This is a genomic window from uncultured Paracoccus sp. (assembly GCF_947487305.1).
In the GTDB taxonomy this organism is placed as follows: Bacteria; Pseudomonadota; Alphaproteobacteria; order Rhodobacterales; family Rhodobacteraceae; genus Paracoccus.
This window is the reverse complement of the sequence record NZ_CANKWH010000008.1, coordinates 42,552-61,174: the sequence shown is the minus strand read 5'-3', so window position 1 is coordinate 61,174 and position 18,623 is coordinate 42,552. Positions and strand designations below refer to the sequence as shown.

17 protein-coding genes are annotated in these 18,623 nt (G+C 67.1%); 10 read left to right on the top strand and 7 right to left on the bottom strand.

Annotated features, from left to right (window positions below; translation table 11 throughout):
- Positions 1–8 precede the first annotated feature (8 nt).
- From Q1A36_RS11425 to kynA, 9 genes are read left to right on the top strand one after another with little or no spacing between them, the layout of a single operon-like run.
- A complete protein-coding gene (locus tag Q1A36_RS11425) occupies positions 9–2,294 on the top strand; it encodes a bifunctional salicylyl-CoA 5-hydroxylase/oxidoreductase (protein ID WP_299843773.1) in 2,286 nt (761 codons plus the stop codon).
- Positions 2,291–3,016 carry an SDR family oxidoreductase gene (locus Q1A36_RS11420; protein ID WP_299843771.1) on the top strand — a complete coding sequence of 242 codons (726 nt, stop codon included), beginning with the start codon at positions 2,291–2,293 and terminating at the stop codon, positions 3,014–3,016. The genes Q1A36_RS11425 and Q1A36_RS11420 overlap by 4 nt, the downstream gene beginning before the upstream one ends.
- Positions 3,013–3,447 (top strand): MarR family transcriptional regulator, encoded by a 435-nt coding sequence (locus Q1A36_RS11415; protein ID WP_299843769.1) that lies wholly within the window; start codon positions 3,013–3,015, stop codon positions 3,445–3,447. Before Q1A36_RS11420 ends, Q1A36_RS11415 begins: the two co-directional genes overlap by 4 nt.
- Positions 3,444–4,256 carry an enoyl-CoA hydratase family protein gene (locus Q1A36_RS11410; RefSeq protein ID WP_299843767.1) on the top strand — a complete coding sequence of 271 codons (813 nt, stop codon included), beginning with the start codon at positions 3,444–3,446 and terminating at the stop codon, positions 4,254–4,256. Before Q1A36_RS11415 ends, Q1A36_RS11410 begins: the two co-directional genes overlap by 4 nt.
- A gap of 46 nt (positions 4,257–4,302) precedes the next feature.
- Positions 4,303–5,433 carry an acyl-CoA dehydrogenase family protein gene (locus Q1A36_RS11405; RefSeq protein WP_299843765.1) on the top strand — a complete coding sequence of 377 codons (1,131 nt, stop codon included), beginning with the start codon at positions 4,303–4,305 and terminating at the stop codon, positions 5,431–5,433.
- Positions 5,433–5,822 carry an acyl-CoA thioesterase gene (locus Q1A36_RS11400; RefSeq protein WP_299843764.1) on the top strand — a complete coding sequence of 130 codons (390 nt, stop codon included), beginning with the start codon at positions 5,433–5,435 and terminating at the stop codon, positions 5,820–5,822. Before Q1A36_RS11405 ends, Q1A36_RS11400 begins: the two co-directional genes overlap by 1 nt.
- Positions 5,815–6,210 carry a RidA family protein gene (locus Q1A36_RS11395; protein WP_299843762.1) on the top strand — a complete coding sequence of 132 codons (396 nt, stop codon included), beginning with the start codon at positions 5,815–5,817 and terminating at the stop codon, positions 6,208–6,210. The genes Q1A36_RS11400 and Q1A36_RS11395 overlap by 8 nt, the downstream gene beginning before the upstream one ends.
- A 21-nt stretch (positions 6,211–6,231) precedes the next feature.
- Positions 6,232–7,851 (top strand): AMP-binding protein, encoded by a 1,620-nt coding sequence (locus tag Q1A36_RS11390; protein ID WP_299843760.1) that lies wholly within the window; start codon positions 6,232–6,234, stop codon positions 7,849–7,851.
- On the top strand, positions 7,848–8,669 hold the full coding sequence (gene kynA, locus Q1A36_RS11385; protein ID WP_299843758.1) for a tryptophan 2,3-dioxygenase: 822 nt from the start codon (positions 7,848–7,850) through the stop codon (positions 8,667–8,669). Before Q1A36_RS11390 ends, kynA begins: the two co-directional genes overlap by 4 nt.
- Before the next feature lie 18 nt (positions 8,670–8,687).
- Here the strand turns inward: kynA and Q1A36_RS11380 are convergent, their stop codons facing one another.
- Genes Q1A36_RS11380 through Q1A36_RS11370 form a run of 3 tightly spaced genes read right to left on the bottom strand, consistent with a single transcriptional unit; the run spans position 8,688 to position 10,976 of the window.
- Positions 8,688–9,548 carry a BadF/BadG/BcrA/BcrD ATPase family protein gene (locus tag Q1A36_RS11380; protein ID WP_299843756.1) on the bottom strand — a complete coding sequence of 287 codons (861 nt, stop codon included), beginning with the start codon at positions 9,546–9,548 and terminating at the stop codon, positions 8,688–8,690.
- Positions 9,529–10,236, bottom strand: coding sequence for a GNAT family N-acetyltransferase (locus Q1A36_RS11375; protein WP_299843754.1), 708 nt, complete (start codon positions 10,234–10,236; stop codon positions 9,529–9,531). The genes Q1A36_RS11380 and Q1A36_RS11375 overlap by 20 nt, the downstream gene beginning before the upstream one ends.
- Complete coding sequence (locus Q1A36_RS11370; RefSeq protein WP_299843752.1) at positions 10,236–10,976, bottom strand: molybdopterin-binding protein; 741 nt, start codon at positions 10,974–10,976, stop codon at positions 10,236–10,238. The genes Q1A36_RS11375 and Q1A36_RS11370 overlap by 1 nt, the downstream gene beginning before the upstream one ends.
- A 103-nt stretch (positions 10,977–11,079) precedes the next feature.
- On the opposite strand from Q1A36_RS11370, the gene map reads away from it, so the two are divergent.
- Complete coding sequence (map, locus tag Q1A36_RS11365) at positions 11,080–11,883, top strand: type I methionyl aminopeptidase (protein ID WP_299843750.1); 804 nt, start codon at positions 11,080–11,082, stop codon at positions 11,881–11,883.
- A 189-nt stretch (positions 11,884–12,072) separates the two neighbouring features.
- On the opposite strand, the gene Q1A36_RS11360 is transcribed toward map, so the two are convergent.
- From Q1A36_RS11360 to kynU, 4 genes are all read right to left on the bottom strand, one after another.
- The gene (locus tag Q1A36_RS11360) at positions 12,073–15,138 is read right to left on the bottom strand and encodes an efflux RND transporter permease subunit (RefSeq protein WP_299843745.1); all 3,066 of its coding nucleotides are present in this window, start codon (positions 15,136–15,138) and stop codon (positions 12,073–12,075) included.
- Positions 15,135–16,235, bottom strand: a complete 1,101-nt coding sequence (locus Q1A36_RS11355; protein WP_299843741.1) for an efflux RND transporter periplasmic adaptor subunit — start codon at positions 16,233–16,235, stop codon at positions 15,135–15,137. The genes Q1A36_RS11360 and Q1A36_RS11355 overlap by 4 nt, the downstream gene beginning before the upstream one ends.
- Positions 16,232–17,263, bottom strand: a complete 1,032-nt coding sequence (locus Q1A36_RS11350; protein WP_299843739.1) for an efflux RND transporter periplasmic adaptor subunit — start codon at positions 17,261–17,263, stop codon at positions 16,232–16,234. Before Q1A36_RS11350 ends, Q1A36_RS11355 begins: the two co-directional genes overlap by 4 nt.
- 142 nt (positions 17,264–17,405) lie before the next feature.
- The gene (kynU, locus tag Q1A36_RS11345) at positions 17,406–18,593 is read right to left on the bottom strand and encodes a kynureninase (protein WP_299843736.1); all 1,188 of its coding nucleotides are present in this window, start codon (positions 18,591–18,593) and stop codon (positions 17,406–17,408) included.
- Between the last annotated feature and the right edge of the window lie 30 nt (positions 18,594–18,623).

Here is an 18,623-nt window from a genome sequence, read left to right as displayed (position 1 = left end):
GCACCGGCATGAAGATTCTCTGCCTCGGCGGCGGGCCTGCGGGTCTTTATTTCGCCATCTCGATGAAGCTGCGCGACCCGTCGCATCAGGTGACGGTGATCGAGCGCAACCGCGCCAATGACACCTTCGGCTGGGGCGTCGTGCTGTCGGATGACGCGCTGGATCGGATGCAGCGGAACGACCCGCAATCCACCGATGCGATCCGCGAGAACTTCATCTACTGGGACGATATCGCGGTGATCCGCGACGGCCATCGCGCCGTTTCAGGCGGCCATGGATTCGCCGGCATCGGCCGCAAGAAGATGCTGACCATTCTGCAGGCCCGCGCAGCCGAGCTGGGCGTCGAGATGCGCTTCGAGACCGAATTCCGCGCCGCCGAGGATTATCGCAGCGACTATGATCTGGTCGTCGCCTCGGACGGGCTGAACAGCACCGTGCGGCGCGAATATGCGGATGTCTTCAAGCCCGATATCGACATGCGGCTGGCGAAGTTCGTCTGGCTGGGCACCAACCAGAAATTCAACGACGCCTTCACCTTCATCTTCGAGAAGACCCGGCATGGCTGGGTCTGGGCGCATGTCTATCAGTTCGACGACGAGACCGCGACCTTCATCGTCGAATGCAGCCAGCAGACATGGGAGAATTTCGGCTTCGAGGGCATGAGCAAGGACGAGATCGTCGAGACCTGCCGCGAGGTCTTCGCGGGTCATCTGGGCGGTCATTCCCTGATGTCGAACGCCGCCCATCTGCGCGGCTCGGCGGTGTGGATGAATTTTCCACGGGTGATCTGCGAACGCTGGTATGACGGCAATGTCGTGCTGATGGGCGATGCGGCGGCGACCGGGCATTTCTCGATCGGCTCGGGCACCCGGCTGGCCTTTGACAGCGCCATCGCGCTGGCCGACTACCTGCAAAGCGAGCCAACGCTGGAACAGGCCTTCGAACGCTATCAGGAGGAACGCCGGCTCGAGGTGCTGCGCCTGCAATCGGCGGCACGCAACAGCCTTGAATGGTTCGAGCAGGTCGAACGCTATTTCGACCTCGACCCGATCCAGTTCACCTATTCGCTGCTGACCCGCAGCCAGCGGATCAGCCACGAGAACCTGCGCCTGCGTGATCCCCTTTGGGTGCGCCGCGCCGAGGACTGGTTTCAGGAACAGGCCGGCGGCCAGCCCGGCCGCGCGCCGATGTTCGCGCCCTATCAGCTGGGCGGGGTCCGGCTGAAGAACCGCATCGTTGTCTCGCCCATGGCGCAATACAAGGCCATCGATGGCAAGCCGACGAACTGGCATCTGGTGCATTACGGCGAACGCGCCAAGGGCGGTGCGGGCCTCGTCTATACCGAGATGACCTGCGTCTCGCCCGAGGGCCGGATCACCCCGGGCTGCCCCGGGCTCTATGCGCCGGAGCACGAGGCGGCCTGGCGCGAGATCGTCGATTTCGTGCATCAGGAAACCGACGCGAAGATCTGCTGCCAGATCGGCCATTCGGGGCGCAAGGGCTCGACCCGGATCGGGTGGGAGGGGATGGATCAGCCGCTTCCGGACGGCAACTGGCCCCTGCTCTCGGCCTCGGCGATCCCGTGGTCGGATCGCAATGCCGTCCCCGAGGCGATGACCCGCGCGCAGATGGAGGAGGTCCGCGACCAGTTTGTCGCGGCAACCCGGATGGCGGCGCGTGCGGGCTTTGACATGGTGGAGCTGCACGCGGCCCATGGCTATCTGATCTCCAGCTTCATCTCGCCGCTCTCGAACCAGCGGACGGACGAGTTCGGTAGCTCGCTGGAGAACCGGATGCGCTATCCGCTGGAGGTATTCTCAGCCATGCGCGCGGCATGGCCGGCAGAGAAACCCATGTCGGTCCGGATCAGCGCCTGCGACTGGGTCGGCGATCATGGCGTCACCCCGGAAGAGGCGGTCAGCATCGCCCGGATGTTCCGCGAGGCCGGGGCCGATATCATCGACGTCTCGGCCGGGCAGACGAGCGTCGAGGGGCGACCGGTCTATGGGCGGATGTTCCAGACACCGTTTTCCGACCGCATCCGGAACGAGGCCGGCATCGCCACAATGGCCGTCGGCAATATCTATGAACCCGACCATGTGAACGGCATCCTGATGGCGGGCCGCGCCGATCTGGTCTGCCTCGCCCGGCCGCATCTGAACGACCCCTACTGGACACTGCACGCGGCCACGACGCTGGGGGATGCGGCGACCGCGTGGCCCCTGCCCTACCTCGCCGGGCGCGATCAGGCGCGGCGGCTGGCCGAGCGCGAAGCCGAGGCGATCCGGGCATGAGCCGCGTTCTCATCACCGGCGGCGGATCGGGCACCGGCGCCGACATGGCCCGCGCCTTTGCCGGCGCGGGGCATGAGGTGGTCATCACCGGCCGCCGCCTTGACCGGCTCTCTGATGTGGCAGCAGGGCCGATCCGCGCGGTTCAGGGTGATGTCACCGACCCGGACAGCATCGCGGCGATGTTCCGCGAGGCCGGCCCCTGCCAGATCGTCATCGCCAATGCCGGCATGGCCGAGGCCGCGCCCTTCCGCAAGGTGACGATGGAGCATTGGAACCGGATGATCGCCACCAACCTGACCGGCGTCTTCCTGACCTTCCAGCACGGTCTGGCACAGATGGGCAAAGGCGGGCGGCTGATCGCCATCTGCTCGATCACCGGGCTGCGCGGGGCGGCCTATGCCGCGCCCTATGCGGCCAGCAAGCACGGGGTCATGGGACTGGTGCGCTCGCTGGCGCTGGAAGTGGCGAAGAAGGGGATCACCGCCAATGCCATTTGCCCCGGCTATCTCGATACCGAGATGACCGGGCGCAGCATCGCCAATATCATGGAGAAAACCGGCCGGTCGCGCGACGAGGCGATTGCCGCACTGGCCGGGAAGAACCCGCAGGGCCGGCTGATCCCGCCCGCCGAGGTGACGGCGGCGGCGCTTTGGCTGGCCTCGCCGGCGGCGGCCAGCGTCAACGGTCAGGCGATCTCCCTCGACGGGGGCGAAAGCGCATGAGCGATCTGTCGAAGCGCCGGCTGAAGCTGTGGATCCGCCTCTTGGGCGTGACCCGGGGGGCCGAGAACCACCTGCGCGACTATCTGCGCCGCGAACATGCGACCACCCTGCCCCGCTTCGACGTGATGGCCGCCTTGTGGCGGCGGCGCGACGGCGTGACCATGTCGGAACTGTCGCGGATGCTGCTCGTCTCGAACGGCAATGCCACCGCCGTCGTCGATCGGCTGGAAGCCGACGGCCTTGCCCGGCGCGAGGCAGAAGATGGCGACCGCCGCCGCATCCGCGTGCGCCTGACCCCGGCGGGGCTGACCAGTTTCGAGGCCATGGCCACAGGCCACGAGGCCGAGGTGGATGCGATCTTCGAACGGCTGAGCGACAACGATCTAGACACCATGCGCGAGATCCTGACCCGCGCAGGAAAGGCAACATGAAACCGATCCAGATGGCGGGCCTCAGCCCGCAGCATTTCCTGTGGAGCGTGTCCGACCGCATCGCCGTGATCCGACTGAACCGGCCCGAGCGCAAGAACCCGCTGACCTTCGAGAGTTACGCCGAACTGGGCCGAACCTTCCGCGATCTGGCCCATGCCAGCGATGTCGATGTGGTGGTGCTGGCCAGCAATGGCGGCAATTTCAGCTCGGGCGGCGATGTGCACGAGATCATCGGCCCGCTGGTCGCGATGGAGATGCCCGAGCTGCTGGCCTTCACCCGCATGACCGGGGAACTGGTCAAGGCGATGATCCATTGCGGCAAGCCGGTGATCGCGGCGGTCGAGGGCATCTGTGTCGGTGCCGGCGCGATCATGGCCATGGCCAGCGACCTGCGGCTGGCCACGCCTTCGGCCAAGGCCGCGTTCCTGTTCACCAAGGTCGGGCTGGCGGGCTGTGACATGGGCGCCTGCGCCATGCTGCCGCGCATTGTCGGTCAGGGCCGGGCGGCGGACCTCCTTTATACCGGCCGGGTGCTGCGCGCCGAAGAGGGCGAGCGCTGGGGCTTCTGGAACAGCCTGCATGAGGATGTCGAGGCGGCGGCGATGGATCTGGCGCGGGCCATTGCGGCGGGGCCAACCTGGGCGCATGGCATCACCAAGACCCAGCTGAACCAGGAATGGAACATGGGACTGGATCAGGCGATCGAGTCCGAGGCGCAGGCGCAGGCCATCTGCATGCAGACCCGCGATTTCGAACGCGCCTATCGGGCTTTCGTGGCGAAGGAAACGCCGGTTTTCGAGGGCAACTGACGGACCGGGGCGCTGCCCCGGACCCCGGGATATTTGGACCAGGTGAATGGATAGAAGCTTTCTGGACTGGCCGTTTTTCGAAGATCGCCATCGCGAATTGGCGGCGGCGCTGGATACGTGGGCCTCGGCAAACCTGCCGGTCGATCACGCGGATGTGGATGCGGCCTGCCGCGGGTTGGTGCGGGCGCTTGGCGCGGGCGGCTGGCTGCGCCATTCCGGTGGCGAGGCGCTGGATATCCGCAGCCTCTGCCTGATCCGCGAGACGCTGGCGCGCCATGACGGGCTGGCGGATTTCGCCTTTGCCATGCAGGGGCTTGGCATGGGCGCGGTGACGCTGTTCGGCACGCCCGAACAACGGCAATGGCTGGATCGGACCCGGGCGGGCGAGGCGATCTCGGCCTTCGCGCTGACCGAGCCGGGATCGGGGTCAGATGTGGCGCGGACGGCGACCACGGCCGTCCGCGAGGGCAGCGACTGGGTGTTGAACGGCGAAAAGACCTATATCTCCAATGGTGGCATCGCCGATCTCTACGTGATCTTTGCCCGCACGGGCGAGGCGCCGGGGGCGAAGGGCCTGTCGGCCTTCCTGCTGCCCGCCGACAGGCCGGGGCTGGAGGTGCTGAGCCGCATCGAGGTCATGGCACCGCATCCCTTGGCCCATCTGCGGCTGACCGATCTGCGCCTGCCCGAAAGCGCGCTGATCGGCACGGCCGGGGGCGGCTTCCGCGTGGCCATGACGGTGCTCGATCATTTCCGTCCGACCGTCGGTGCCGCCGCTCTGGGCTTTGCCCGCCGGGCCCTCGATGAGGCGCTGGCGCGGGTCCGCGAGAGGCAGCTTTTCGGCGCGCCGATGGCCGAGTTGCAGATGGTTCAGGGCCATATTGCCGACATGGCGCTGAAGGTCGATGCGGCGGCGCTGCTGGTTTATCGCGCGGCATGGACCAAGGATAAGGGCGCGCCGCGCATCACCCGCGAGGCGGCGATGGCCAAGCTTTACGCCACCGAGGCTGCGCAAGAGGTGATCGATCAGGCGGTGCAATTGTTTGGTGGTGATGGCGTCCGGGTCGGGATGGCGGTCGAAAGCCTCTACCGCGAGATCCGCGCGCTACGCATCTATGAAGGGGCCAGCGACGTGCAGAAGCTGGTCATTGCCCGTTCCGTCATGGGGGGAGACTGATGATCTATACCCGCACCATCCCGATCGAATTCTGTCATTGCGACCCGGCGGGGATCGTCTTCTATCCGCGCTATGCCGAGATGGTGAATCACATGGTGGAAAATTATTTCATCGATGTGCTCGGCTATTCCTTTGCCGAGATGATGGCGGCGGGGCAAGGGATGCCGACCGCCCGGCTGGAGGTCGATTTCCGCAAGCCCTCGCGGCTTGGCGACCGGCTGATCTGGACGCTGGCGGTCGAGCATCTGGGCCGCAGCAGCGCGCGCTTTCTGGTCCGGGCCGAGGACCGGATCGAGGCACGCAGCACCGTCGTCTGGATGGAACGCGATTTCACCCCCTCGCCCTGGCCCGAGGCGTTCCGGGCGAAACTGGAGGCCTATCATGCATGATGCCCTGCACCCCGCCAGCTGGAAGCGCGCCGTGGGCTATGCCAATGGCATTTCGGCCCGCGGGCGGATGATCTTTACCGGCGGGCTGGTTGGCTGGGATGCCGACCAGCAGTTCCAGACCGATGATTTCGCCCTGCAGGTGCGGCAGGTTCTGGAAAACATCGTGGCCGTGCTGGCCGAGGGTGGCGCCGGGCCGGAGCATCTGGTCCGGCTGACCTGGTATGTGACCGACAAGCACGACTATCTCGCTGCGCTGCGCGAGGTGGGCGCGGCCTATCGCGAGGTGATCGGGCGGCATTATCCGGCCATGGCGCTGGTGCAGGTGGCAGCATTGGTCGAGGACCGCGCCAAGGTCGAGATCGAGGCCACCGCCGTGATCCCCGACTGACCGCTTTGGGAGGAGCAAGAGATGCAACATCTGGGACCGAGCGGACATCAGGACAGCTTCGCGCGCGACAACCTGCCCGACGTCGCTGACTGGCCGCAAATCGATTTGTCGGGCTTTGACTATCCCGACTGGCTGAACATCGGCGCCGAACTGACCGACCGCATGGTCGATCACGGCTTTGGCGACCGGAACGCGCTGATCGGCAATGGACGGGCGAGGACGTACAAGGAACTCACCGACTGGACCAACCGGCTGGCCCATGCTCTTGTCGAGGATTACGGGGTGAAACCCGGCAACCGGGTGCTGATCCGCTCGGCCAACAATCCGGCGATGGTGGCCTGCTGGCTGGCGGCGACCAAGGCGGGGGCGGTGGTGGTCAACACCATGCCGATGCTGCGCGCGGGCGAGTTGGGCAAGATCATCGACAAGGCCGAAGTGACCCATGCGCTGTGCGACACGCGGCTGATGGACGAGTTGGTGGCGGCCGCCAAGGATTCGGCCTTCCTCAAGACCGTGGTAGGCTTCGATGGCACCGCCAATCACGATGCCGAACTGGACCGTGCGGCGCTGACCAAGCCGGTGCGGTTCGATGCTGTCAGGACCGGGCGCGATGATGTGGCGCTTCTGGGCTTCACCAGCGGCACTACCGGCGAGCCGAAGGCCACGATGCATTTCCACCGCGACCTGCTGATCATCGCCGATGGCTATGCCCGCGAGGTTCTGGGGGTCCGGCCCGATGATGTCTTTGTCGGCTCGCCCCCCCTCGCCTTCACCTTCGGGCTGGGCGGGATGGCTGTGTTTCCGCTGCGCTTCGGGGCCTCGGCGGTGCTTCTGGAAAACGCCTCGCCGCCGAACATGATCGAGATCATCCAGACCCATCGGGCGACCATCTGTTTTACCGCGCCGACCGCATACCGGGTGATGCTCAGGGCGATGGAGGAAGGGGCGGACCTCAGCAGCCTGCGCGCCGCCGTCAGCGCCGGCGAGACCCTGCCGGCCCCGGTCTGGGAGGAATGGCGGCAGAAGACCGGCAAGCCGATGCTGGACGGGATCGGCTCGACCGAGCTGCTGCATATCTTCATCACCAACCGCTTCGATGACAGCCATCCCGGCTGCACCGGCCGCCCGGTCGGCGGCTATCGCGCCAAGATCGTCGACGAGGCGGGCCGCGACCTGCCGCAGGGCGAGCCGGGACGGCTGGCGGTGATCGGGCCGACCGGCTGCCGCTATCTGAACGACGCGCGGCAGGGCGAGTATGTTCAGAACGGCTGGAACATCACCGGCGACACCTTCTGGCAGGACGAGGACGGGCGGTTCCATTTCGCCGCGCGGTCGGACGACATCATCCTGTCGGGTGGCTACAACATCGCCGGGCCGGATGTCGAGGCCGCGCTTCTGGCGCATGACGACGTGCTGGAATGCGCGGTGATCGGCGTGGCGGACGCGGATCGCGGCCAGATCGTGCAGGCGCATGTTGTGCTGGCCCAAGGGGTCGCGCCCGACGAGGCCACGCGGCAACGGCTGCAGGCCCATTGCAAGGCGGTCATCGCGCCCTACAAATATCCCCGCAGTCTGGTCTTTACCGACGCCCTTCCCAAAACCCAGACCGGCAAGATCCAGCGATTCAGGTTGAAACCATGAGCTATGACCCCGAGGGCGAAGGTGCCCGCATGTCCTTCAAGGACCGCATGTCCTATGGCGATTACCTTGGGCTCGACGCCATCCTGACCGCGCAGCACCCGCTGTCGCAGGCCCATGACGAGATGCTGTTCATCGTTCAGCACCAGACCAGCGAGCTCTGGATGAAGCTGGCGCTGCACGAGATGGGGGCGGCACGCGGCCGGATCGCGGCAGGCGATCTGCAGCCGGCCTTCAAGATGCTGACCCGCGTGGCCCGGATCATGGAGCAGCTGAATTCCGCATGGGATGTGCTGCGCACCATGACCCCAAGCGAATATACCGAGTTCCGGCAATCCCTTGGTGAAAGCAGCGGTTTCCAGTCGCAGCAATACCGGATGATCGAATTCGTTGCCGGCAACCGCAACATGGCGATGGTCCGCCCGCACGAGCATCGGCCCGAACTGGTCGCGCCCTTGCTGGCGGAAGTGGAGCGGCCCTCGCTTTACGACACGGTGCTGGCGCGGCTGGCGGCGGCAGGCTTTGACGTGCCCCCGCGCGAGAAGCTGGATCAGCCGCATCAGCCCGACCCCAAGGCCCGCGCGGCCTGGGCCGAGGTCTATCGCAATCCCGGTACCTATTGGGAGCTTTACGAGCTGGCCGAGAAGCTGGTCGATTTCGAGGATTACTTCCGCCGCTGGCGCTTCAACCATGTCACCACGGTCGAGCGCATCATCGGCTTCAAGCGTGGTTCGGGCGGCACCTCGGGGGTCAGCTATCTGCGCCGGATGCTGGACGTGGTGCTGTTCCCCGATCTCTGGGAATTGCGGACAGATCTGTGAGACAGGGCCGGCCGGGATCTAATGACCGGCCAGATCTCGCGCCATCAGCAGCGCTCCATCGAGCGGGCTGCCCTTGGGATCAAGGATCGGCCAGCGACCGGCCAGCCGCCTGGCGAAACCCGCGCCAAGGCCGCCGCTGAAGGCGACGGGCAGCGGGGTTTCCGGCTGCAGGTGGTCGATGAAGGCGGCGATGCTCGCATCGGCCCGGCTCAGAACCGCAACCGCCGCCGGATCATCGGCGCGTTCCATCAGTTGCGGCGCATGGCCGGCGAAATCGGCGGCGCGGGCCGTCGCGGCGAAGGTGATGATGCCGCTGATGCCGCCCATCCGCGCCAGCAGATCGGCCACCAGCGGCGTCACCGGATGCAGCCCGTCTGCGGCTTCCAGCGCATGGGCCAGCAGTTGCCGCCCCAACCAGTTGCCGCTGGCCTGATCGCCAAGGATCGGCCCACGCCCGCCAATGACGGTGGTCTCGCCGCCGCTCTGCCGCGAAAAAACCGAGCCGGTGCCGATCGCCGCGACAATCCCGTCCGCACCCGCAAGCGCCCCCATGGTCGCCGTCACCGCGTCCTGCACGACCTGCACCCGGCCGAACGGCAGGTGCGGCGCCAGCCAGTCCCGCGCGCCCGAAACTTCCGCGCCCGCCAACCCCAGCACGGCGGCAACCTGCCCCGGTTCGGCGCGACCCGCCAGCGCCTGATCACAGGCCGCGAGGATCGCCGTCAGCGCCCCCTGCCGGTCCGAATTGACATTGGCCGGGCCACCTTCACCGCGTCCGATGACCTGCCCCGCCGGATCGACCAGCAGCGCCCGGCAACCCGAGCCGCCACCATCAAGCGCCAGCGCGAACAGGGCGGGCTCAGCCCTCGTAATAGGCATAGCCGGCGATCTCGTCGAAGCCCATCGCACGATACAGCGACACCGCGCCGGTATTCCCCCGGCTGACCGCCAGCCCGATCCGGGTCGCGCCGTGTTCGGCCGCCCAGAAGGCCGCCTGCCGCATCATCCAGCCGGCCAGCCCCAGCCGCCGCCAGTCGGGCAGCACCTCGAGCGCGTGGACCATCGCCACATCGCCATGGATCGCCGCGAAGCCCGCCCCCGCCGCGCGGTCCTTGATCCGGCCAAGGATCGAGGTCCGAGGCTCGGGCACGCGCAGCATCACCTGCTGGCGCGCCGCCTTGATATTGCCCGCCGCCCAGATGTCGCGCTGGATCGCCATGGGCGGCCAGATGGCAAAGGCCGTGACGGGCGGCAGCTCGCGATCGGTCAGCCGGGCGATCGGCGCGGCCATGATCGCCGTCGGGTTCTCGCGGCGGCAACCGCGCGCCGTCAGCGCGGCCTGTAGACGCTCATCGCCGTCCAGCACGCGAAAGACCAGCTGCTGGCCCGAGTCGCGCATGACGGCAATGGCGGCGTCGATATCGGCATCCACCCAGTCACCCGAGACACGGGCCGAGTTTACACGCCCGCCGGCGCCCCGCGCGCGGCCGACGCGGAATCCGCCAGCATCGGCATAGTCTTCGGCGGGCCAGGTGGTCTCGAAAGCCTCGGACAGCGCGGCGTCCATCACAGCGACAGCCGCCGTTTCAGCGCCCCCATGGCCTCGGCCACACGCGCGCCATCAAGGCCGCGCACCACCAGATGCGTGCCCCAGACGTCCTTGTCGCGGAAGGGATAGGAGCCGAGCGAGAGATCGGGGAAGGCCGCCGCGATCTCGGTCAGACCCTCGGCCACGTCGCTTTCCCCGCGCCGCACTTCCACCGAGAGCGACTGCACCGGCCGGCCACCGGCAAGGCGCGGGATCAGCCAGTCGACCATGGCGCGGAAGACCTCGGGGACGCCGGCCATGACGTGGGTATGCCCGATGGAAAAGCCCGGCGCGGCGGAAACGGCATTGTCGATCAGCGTGGCACCGACCGGGATGCGGGCCATGCGCAGCCGGTTCGGGGTCAGTTCCACCCCCATGCGGTCGCAGCGGGCCTGCAGCAGCGCGCGGGCATCCGGACTGACCTCGACCGTGGAGCCATGCGCGGCGGCCACCGCATCGGCGGTGATGTCGTCATGGGTCGGGCCGATGCCTCCGCTGGTGAACAGCAGGTCATAGGCACCGCCAAGGCTGCTGTCCAAGGCCCGCACCGCCGCCACGATCTGATCCTGATCGTCCGAAACCACCCGGATCTCGCGCAGATCGAAGCCGGTGGCGTTCAGCACCTGCGCCAGATGATGGGCATTGCCCTCGCGCGTGCGGCCCGACAGGATCTCGTCGCCGATGACCAGAATTGCGGCTGTGGGATTGTCGGATTGCATCCTCGGCTCCTTGGCATGGCTCTGGGGTCTTTTACGCCGGGCCGCAGGGCTGGAACAACCCGCCTTGCATCGCTATCTAGGCGTGAAGCGAAAGGTTTGAGCGATGAACGAAGGACGCATCACCCGCGAGGGCATCCGCATCCACCTGGCCGAGGATTTCGCCGGCATGCACAAGGCAGGCCGGCTGGCCGCGCAGATCCTTGACGAGGTCGGCGCACTGGTCGAGCCGGGCGTGACGACCGGCGTGCTGGACGATTTCATCCGCAACCGGGTGGAAGAGGAAGGCGCGGTCAGTGCCACCATCGGCTATCGCGGCTATCAGCACGCCAGCTGCATCAGCGTGAACCATGTCGTCTGCCACGGCATCCCCGGCGAGAAGGTGCTGGCGGATGGCGACATCCTGAACATCGACGTGACGGTCATCATCGACGGCTGGTATGGAGATTCGAGCCGCATGTATGTCGCCGGTCGCGCGCCGATCAAGGCGCAGCGGCTGATCCAGGTCACACATGATTCGCTGATGTACGGGATCGAGGCGGTGAAGCCCGGCAATACTTTCGGCGATATCGGCGCCGCCATCCAGACCCATGCCGAGAAGCACCGCATGTCGGTGGTGCGCGATTTCTGCGGCCACGGCCTTGGCCGGGTGTTCCACGCGCCGCCGAACGTGCTGCATTTCGGCCGTGCGGGCAAAGGCCCGACGCTGGAAGAGGGCATGTTCTTCACCATCGAGCCGATGATCAACCTGGGCCGCCCGGACACCAAGATCCTCGCCGATGACTGGACCGCCGTCACCCGCGACAAGTCGCTGTCGGCGCAGTTCGAACATTCGATCGGCGTGACCGCGACGGGCTTCGAGATCTTCACGCTTTCGCCCGGGAACAAGTTCTTCCCCGAGATGGGCTGAGGCCAAGCGCGGCGGAGGGCGAGCGCCTGTCCGTGGGATTGCGCTGCCACGCTGCGCCGACGCACTTTATGGTGCCAACCCCCTCTTCTGCCCGAAAGCGGGATCAGCGTCACCAAAGCGCCAGCCGCCGGGACGCGCAGGCGCTGGCCCGGGCGGGCTTCGCCCTTCCTCCCGGGCCGGGTCCGCCGGTCAGGCGGCGGCGGTCGCAGGCTCGCCCTTTTTCGGCGGCTTCACCCCGAACACCGCGCAGTAAAGCGCCGGCACGAAGACCAGCGTGACCAGCGTACCGGCGATGATGCCGCCCATCATCGAGAAGGCCATCGGCCCCCAGAAGACCTGACGCGAGATCGGGATCAGCGCCAGCGAGGCCGCCGCCGCCGTCAGAAGGATCGGCCGGGCGCGGCTGTCGGCGCCCTCATAGACGGCTTCCCATGCGGTCATCCCCTTGGCCAAGAGCGCCTGAACCTCGTGGACAAGGATGATCGAGTTGCGGATCAGGATGCCGATCAGCGCCAGGATCCCCAGGATCGCCACGAAGCCCATCGGCACGCCGAAGGGGACCAGCACCGCGACGACACCGATCAGCCCCAGCGGCGCGGCGGCAAAGACGATCAGCGACAGGCGGAAGCTCTGCATCTGCGCCATGACCAGCAGCGCCATGATCAGGATCATCACCGGCACCACGGCGGCAATCGGCTCCTGGCTTTCGCCCGAGGTCTCGACCGTGCCGCCGACCACCACCCTAACCTGAGCCGGCAGCCCGGCCTGATACTCGGCCACCCGACCGGCCAATGCGTCGACCAGCGTCGCAGGCTGGTCCTTGGTCGAGATCGCGGCCTTCACCGTGACCGTGGGCAGGCCGTCGCGCTGCATGATGAGCGGCTGTTCGGTCTCGTATTCCAACGTCGCCAGCGTCGCCAGCGGGATATGCGCCCCCGCCCCCGTCGCCAGCTGCAGGTTGCGGATCGAATCAAGCGAACCACGGTCCTCTTCGTCGCCCCGCGCGATGATGTCGATCAGGAAGATATCGTCGCGCAGCTGGGTGACGGTCTGGCCCGAGAACAGCGCCTGCAGCGCGCCGGCAATGTCCTGGCTGGTCACGCCCAGTTGCCGGGCCTTGTCCTGATTGACGATCAGCCGCACCACCCGCGCCGGCTCGTTCCAGTCGAGCGCGATCCCCTGCAGGCGCGGCTCGGTCGCCAGAACGGCGGCCAGCCCGCGCGCGGCATCTCGCGACTCGTCGATATCGGGCGAGCTGACGCGATACTGCACCGGCTTGCCGACCGGCGGGCCGATCTCGAGATTCTTCACATAGACATCGGTGCCGATCAGATCCTTGGCGGCGATGCTGTTCAGCTTGGCCTTCAGCCGGTCCCGCGCCTCGAGGTCCGGGGTCTGGATGACGATCTGGCCCATATGCGGCCCGGACGTCGGCACCTCCATCGACAGCACGAAACGCGGCGCGCCGCGCCCGACATAGGAGGTCCAGAACAGCGCATCCTCGTCACCCTGCAGATGCGATTCGAGCAGGTCCATATCGGCGCGGGTCTTGGCGATCGAGGCGTTCTGCCGCTCGCCGATATCGACGATCACCTCGGTCCGGTCCGAGGTCGGGAAGAACTGCTGCTCGACAAAGCGCATGCTCCAGACCGAGAAGGCGAAAAGCGCGAAGGTCAGGGCGATGGTCAGCCATTTGAAACGCATCGCCAGCAGCAGCAGCCGGCGGAAGCCGCGGCGCAGCAGTCCCGCGCGGGCGGTGTCGTGATGGAGCGTCTTGGGCAGGAAGGTGACGCCGAGGATCGGCGCGAACAGCACCGCGACGATCCAGGACACCAACAGCGAGACCGCGATGACCACGAAAAGCGAAAAGGTGAATTCACCGGCGGCCGAGCTGTTCAGCCCGATGGGAATGAACCCCGCCACCGTAACCAGCGTGCCCGAGAGCATCGGGAAGGCAATCGAGGTCCAGGCATAGCTGGCGGCCTGCCGTCGGTTCTCGCCCAGTTCCAGCCGCGAGATCATCGTCTCGATGGCGATCATCGCATCATCGACCAGAAGCCCAAGCGCGATGATCAGCGCGCCAAGCGAGATGCGCTGCAGGGTGATGCCGTAAAGATCGAGTACGACGAAGGTGATCGCCAGCACCAGCGGAATGGTCAGCGTCACCACCAGCCCGGCCCGGACGCCCAGGCTGATGAAGCTGACGATCAGCACGATACCCACGGCCTCGGCGAGCGCCTGTATGAAATGGCCCACCGCCTCTTTCACCACATGCGGCTGGTCGGCGAATTTCGCCATCTCGATGCCGATGGGCAGGTCGGCGGCGATGCCCTGCATCAGCGCATCCAGCTCCTCGCCGAATTTCTGGATGTTCTCGCCGCCGCGCATGCCGATCTGCAGGCCGATGGCCGGCTGAGCGTTATAGCGGAACAGCGATTCCGGCGGGTCCTGATAGCCGCGCCGCACGGTGGCGACATCGGCCAGGTTGAAGAAGCGGTCGCCCACCCGCAGGTTCACCGCCGCGATGGTGTCGGCATCGACAAACTGCCCGCCCACGCGAACCAGCACCCGCTCGGGCCCGGCCTGGATCACGCCCGAGGGCGCGATGGCGTTCTGGCTGGCCAGCGTCGCCATCACCTGCTGCTGGTTCAGCCCCAGCGCCGCCAGCCGCGTGGTCGAGAATTCGAGATAGATTTCCTCTTTCTGCACGCCCAGAAGCTCGGTCTTGCCCGCCGCCGGCAGCGCCGCCACCTGCTTGCGGATGGTCTCGACCCGGTCGCGCAACTCGCGCTGGCTGAATCCATCCGTGGTGAAGGCATAGATGTTGCCATAGACGTCCCCGAAATTGTCGTTGAACTGGAAGCCGGCGAATTCCTGCGGGAATTCGGGCCGGATATCCGACATCATCTGCCGCACGCGCTTCCAGACCTCGGGCACATGCGGGCCGCGGATCGTCGGCAGCAGCTCGACATAGACGACCGACTGGCCGGGCGAAGTGACCGAGCGGGTGAATTTCAGCTCGTCCAGCTCTTCCAGCTTGGTCTCGATCCGGGTTGTCACCTGCTTCAGCGTCTCATCGATGGTGGCGCCGGGCAGCGCCGCGCCGATGATCATCGTCTTGATGGTGAAGTTCGGGTCTTCCTCGCGGCCGAGATTGAGATAGCTGATCGTGCCCGCGATCATCGAGATGATCAGCAGGAACCAGACAAAGCTGCGATGGCTCAGCGCCCAGTCCGACAGGTTGAAGCGGTTCATGGCGCGATCCTCCGGCCGACCTGCTGGCCCTCGCTCAGCGAATGGACGCCACGCACGACAACCTCATCGCCCTGATCCAGCCCCTCGTTGATGAAGACCTCGCCCTGCAGCGCCGCCCCGGTGACGACCGGGGTCAGGGCCACCGTGGCGCTGTCGCCGTCGCGGGTCACGCGCCAGACATGGGGTTTGCCCTCGTGGTCAAAGACCGCCTTCTCGGACAGGGTCATGGCGATGTCGGTCTCGCCCGCCAGCCGCGCCCGGATCAGCGAGCCGAGCCGCAGGTGATGGCCTGAGTCGAGCGATAGATGCACCCGCCGGGTGCGGGTCGCGCTGTCGGCCAAGGGCTCGATCCGGTCGACGGTGGCGCGGGTCTCGGTGGCGGGGTCATTGTCCTGCCAGACGGTAAAGACGGCGCTGTCATCCAGCTCCGACAGCGCGGCTTCGGGCAGATCGATCACCGCCTCGCGGCTATCCTCGGCCGAGAGCTGCACCACCGGCTCGCCGGCATTCAGCACCGCGCCGGGATTGGCAAAGACATCGCTGATGACCCCATCGAAGGGCGCGGTCATCTGGGCAAAGCCCTCGGCATCCCGCGCCCGGATCAGTTCCGACCGGGTCTGTTCCACCGCCGCCTCGGCAGCGGCCAGCGCCTGTTCGGCCTGTTCAAGCTGCGCGGTCGAGGCGACATTGCGCGCGGCCAGCGCCCGCGTCCGCTCGGCCGTAGCCTGAGCCGTTGACAGCTGAACCTCTGCCGCCTCTGCGGCGGCACCGGCGGCACTGACATTATCGGCCAGATCGTCGGGGTCCAGTTCGGCCAGCACATCGCCCGCCTTCACGTCATCGCCCAGCTCGACATTGCGCAGCACCAGCCGCCCCAGCGTCTGGAAGGCCAGCGTCACCTGATTGCGCGCCGTCACCACGCCCGGGACCGAGCGCGCCTTGATGTCACTGTCCGACACGATGACGCTGACGACCGGACGCGGCGGCCCCTCGACCGCCGGCTCCTCGGTCCTCTGCCAGGGCAGTTCGAAGGCATGGCCGGGACCGGCCAGCGATAGGCAGAGGGCGGCAAGCGCCAGCGTCCTGAGGGAAGTCATTCGCCAGCCTCCGCTTGGGCTTCCGCGTCCACCGCCGCCGTCGCATCGACGACCTCGCGGCCGGGATAGAGCATCTGCGAGCCGGCACCGACCACGGTCTGCCCCTCCTCGACGCCGCTTTTTAGATAGACATCGCCATTGGTGAAGCGTTCGATCTCGACGGGCTGGATGGCAACCCGCCCGTCCTCGCCAATGAGCCAGACCGCCGGTGCCGCCCCGTCGCGGGTCAGCGCGGTCCAGGGCACGGTGATCGCCGCGCCCGCCGGGAAGCTGACTGTGCCGCGCACTGCCGCACCGAGCAGCCGCGTATCGGTCGGCGCACCATCGACGCGGGCGCGCACGGTGACAGTGCCGGTCTGCGGATCGACCAGCGGCGCGATCTCGGTCACATGGCCAACCATGTCGGGCGCATCCACGTCCAGCGGTTCCAGCTCCACCTGCGCGCCCATGGCCTTGTCCAGGTTGGGCATGTCCGGGGTCTGGAACACCGCCTCGAAGCCGCCGAGCACGGCGAGCGACAGCACCACCTGCGCCGCCCCGACGATCTGGCCCGGATCGGCATTGCGGGTCGTCACGATCGAATCCTCGGGCGCGCGGATCACCGTATCCTCGACCGCGCGGCGGGCCTGATCGGCCTGCGACTGCGAGCGCGTCACCGCGCCATCGGCCTGCGACAGCGCCTGTTGTGCCTGATCGCGCGAGGCGCGGGTGCCGACGCCGCGATCCAGCATCGCCTGCGCGCGGTCAAAAGCCTGTTGCGCCTGCGCCCTCGTCGCCTCGGCGGCCGAAAGACTGGCCTCGGCCACCGACAGCGCCTGATCCTGCTGCACCGGATCGGTCCGCGCCAGCGCCTGCCCGGCGCTGACCCGGTCGCCCTCGTCCACCATGATTTCAACGACGCGGCCACCCTGACGGAAGCCGAGATCCACCGTGTCCTTGGCCTCCAGCGTTCCGGTCAGCGAGGAGTCAAAGGTCAGCTCGGTGCCGCGCACCGGCACGAATTCCACCGCAAGGGGCTGTTCAGCCAAAGCAGGAGACGCAGAAATCGCAGTGGAAAACAGTAGCGTCGACAACAGTTTGCGCATCATTGCCGGCCTCATGAAACAACCATCCGACAGCTTGCCGGATTCGTCCGCCGTTGGAAAGACGCACTGACGTCAGGTCACGGACTCAGGTCACGGCGGCCTTGCGATGAAATTCGGGCCGATCCCATGATCCGTCACGCAGAAGCCGCGCCAGAACATCGACCGCCCGGGCCACGTCATCGGGTCCGTTATAGAGCGGCGCAAAGCCAAAGCGCAGCACGTCGGGCGCACGGAAATCGCCGATCACCCCCTCGGCAATCAGCGCCTGCATCACCGCATAGGCCTGCGGATGGCGGAAGCCCACCTGCGAGCCACGCATCGCCGGATCGCGGGGCGAGTTCAGCGTGATGCCCGGACAATTCGCCTCGGCCCCGGCGATGAAGGCCTCGGTCAGCTCGATCGAGCGCGCGCGCAGATCGGCCAGCGCGACGCCCTCCCAGACATCCAGCGCCGCATCGAGCGCGGTCATGGCGATGACCGGCGGCGTGCCGACCCGCATCCGTTCGATCCCCGGCGCGGGGCGATAGCCCAGATCAAAGGCAAAGGGTGCGGCATGGCCCATCCAGCCCTGCAGGATCGGCGCGGCCGCCTCGGCATGGCGGGGATGGGTCCAGATGAAGGCCGGCGCCCCCGGCCCGCCATTCAGGTATTTGTAGGTGCAACCGACGGCGAAATCGGCATCTGCACCCAAAAGGTCCACATCCACTGCCCCCGCCGAATGTGCCAGATCCCAGACCGTCAGCGCGCCGGCCTCATGTGCCCGCGCGGTCAGACCTGCCATGTCGTGACGGCGGCCGGTGCGGTAATCGACCTCGGTGATCATCAGCACCGCCAGATCGGGGCCGATGGCATCGGCCACGGCCTCGGGCTCGACCACCCGCAACTCGGCCCGGACCGCGCGGGCCAGCCCTTCGGCCACGTAAAGGTCCGAGGGGAAATTGCCGCTGTCGGACATGATCACCCGGCGGTCGGGGCGCAGCGCGCGGGCGGCGCTGACCGCCTGGAACACCTTGATCGACAGCGTGTCGCCCATGACCACCTGCCCCGGCCCCGCGCCGACCAGCCGCGCGACCCGGTCGCCGACGCGGCGGGGCTGTTCATACCAGCCGGCGCTGTTCCAGCCCCGGATCAGTTCTTCGGCCCATTCGTCCTGCATCATCCGGGCCACGCGATCCCGCGCCGCCAGAGGCATCGGACCCAGCGAATTGCCGTCCAGATAGGTCACACCTTCGGGCAGGTGAAAGGCCGCGCGTGTGCGGTTGAAATCGGTCATGGCTGGTCCCCCTTGACCCGACGCTATCAG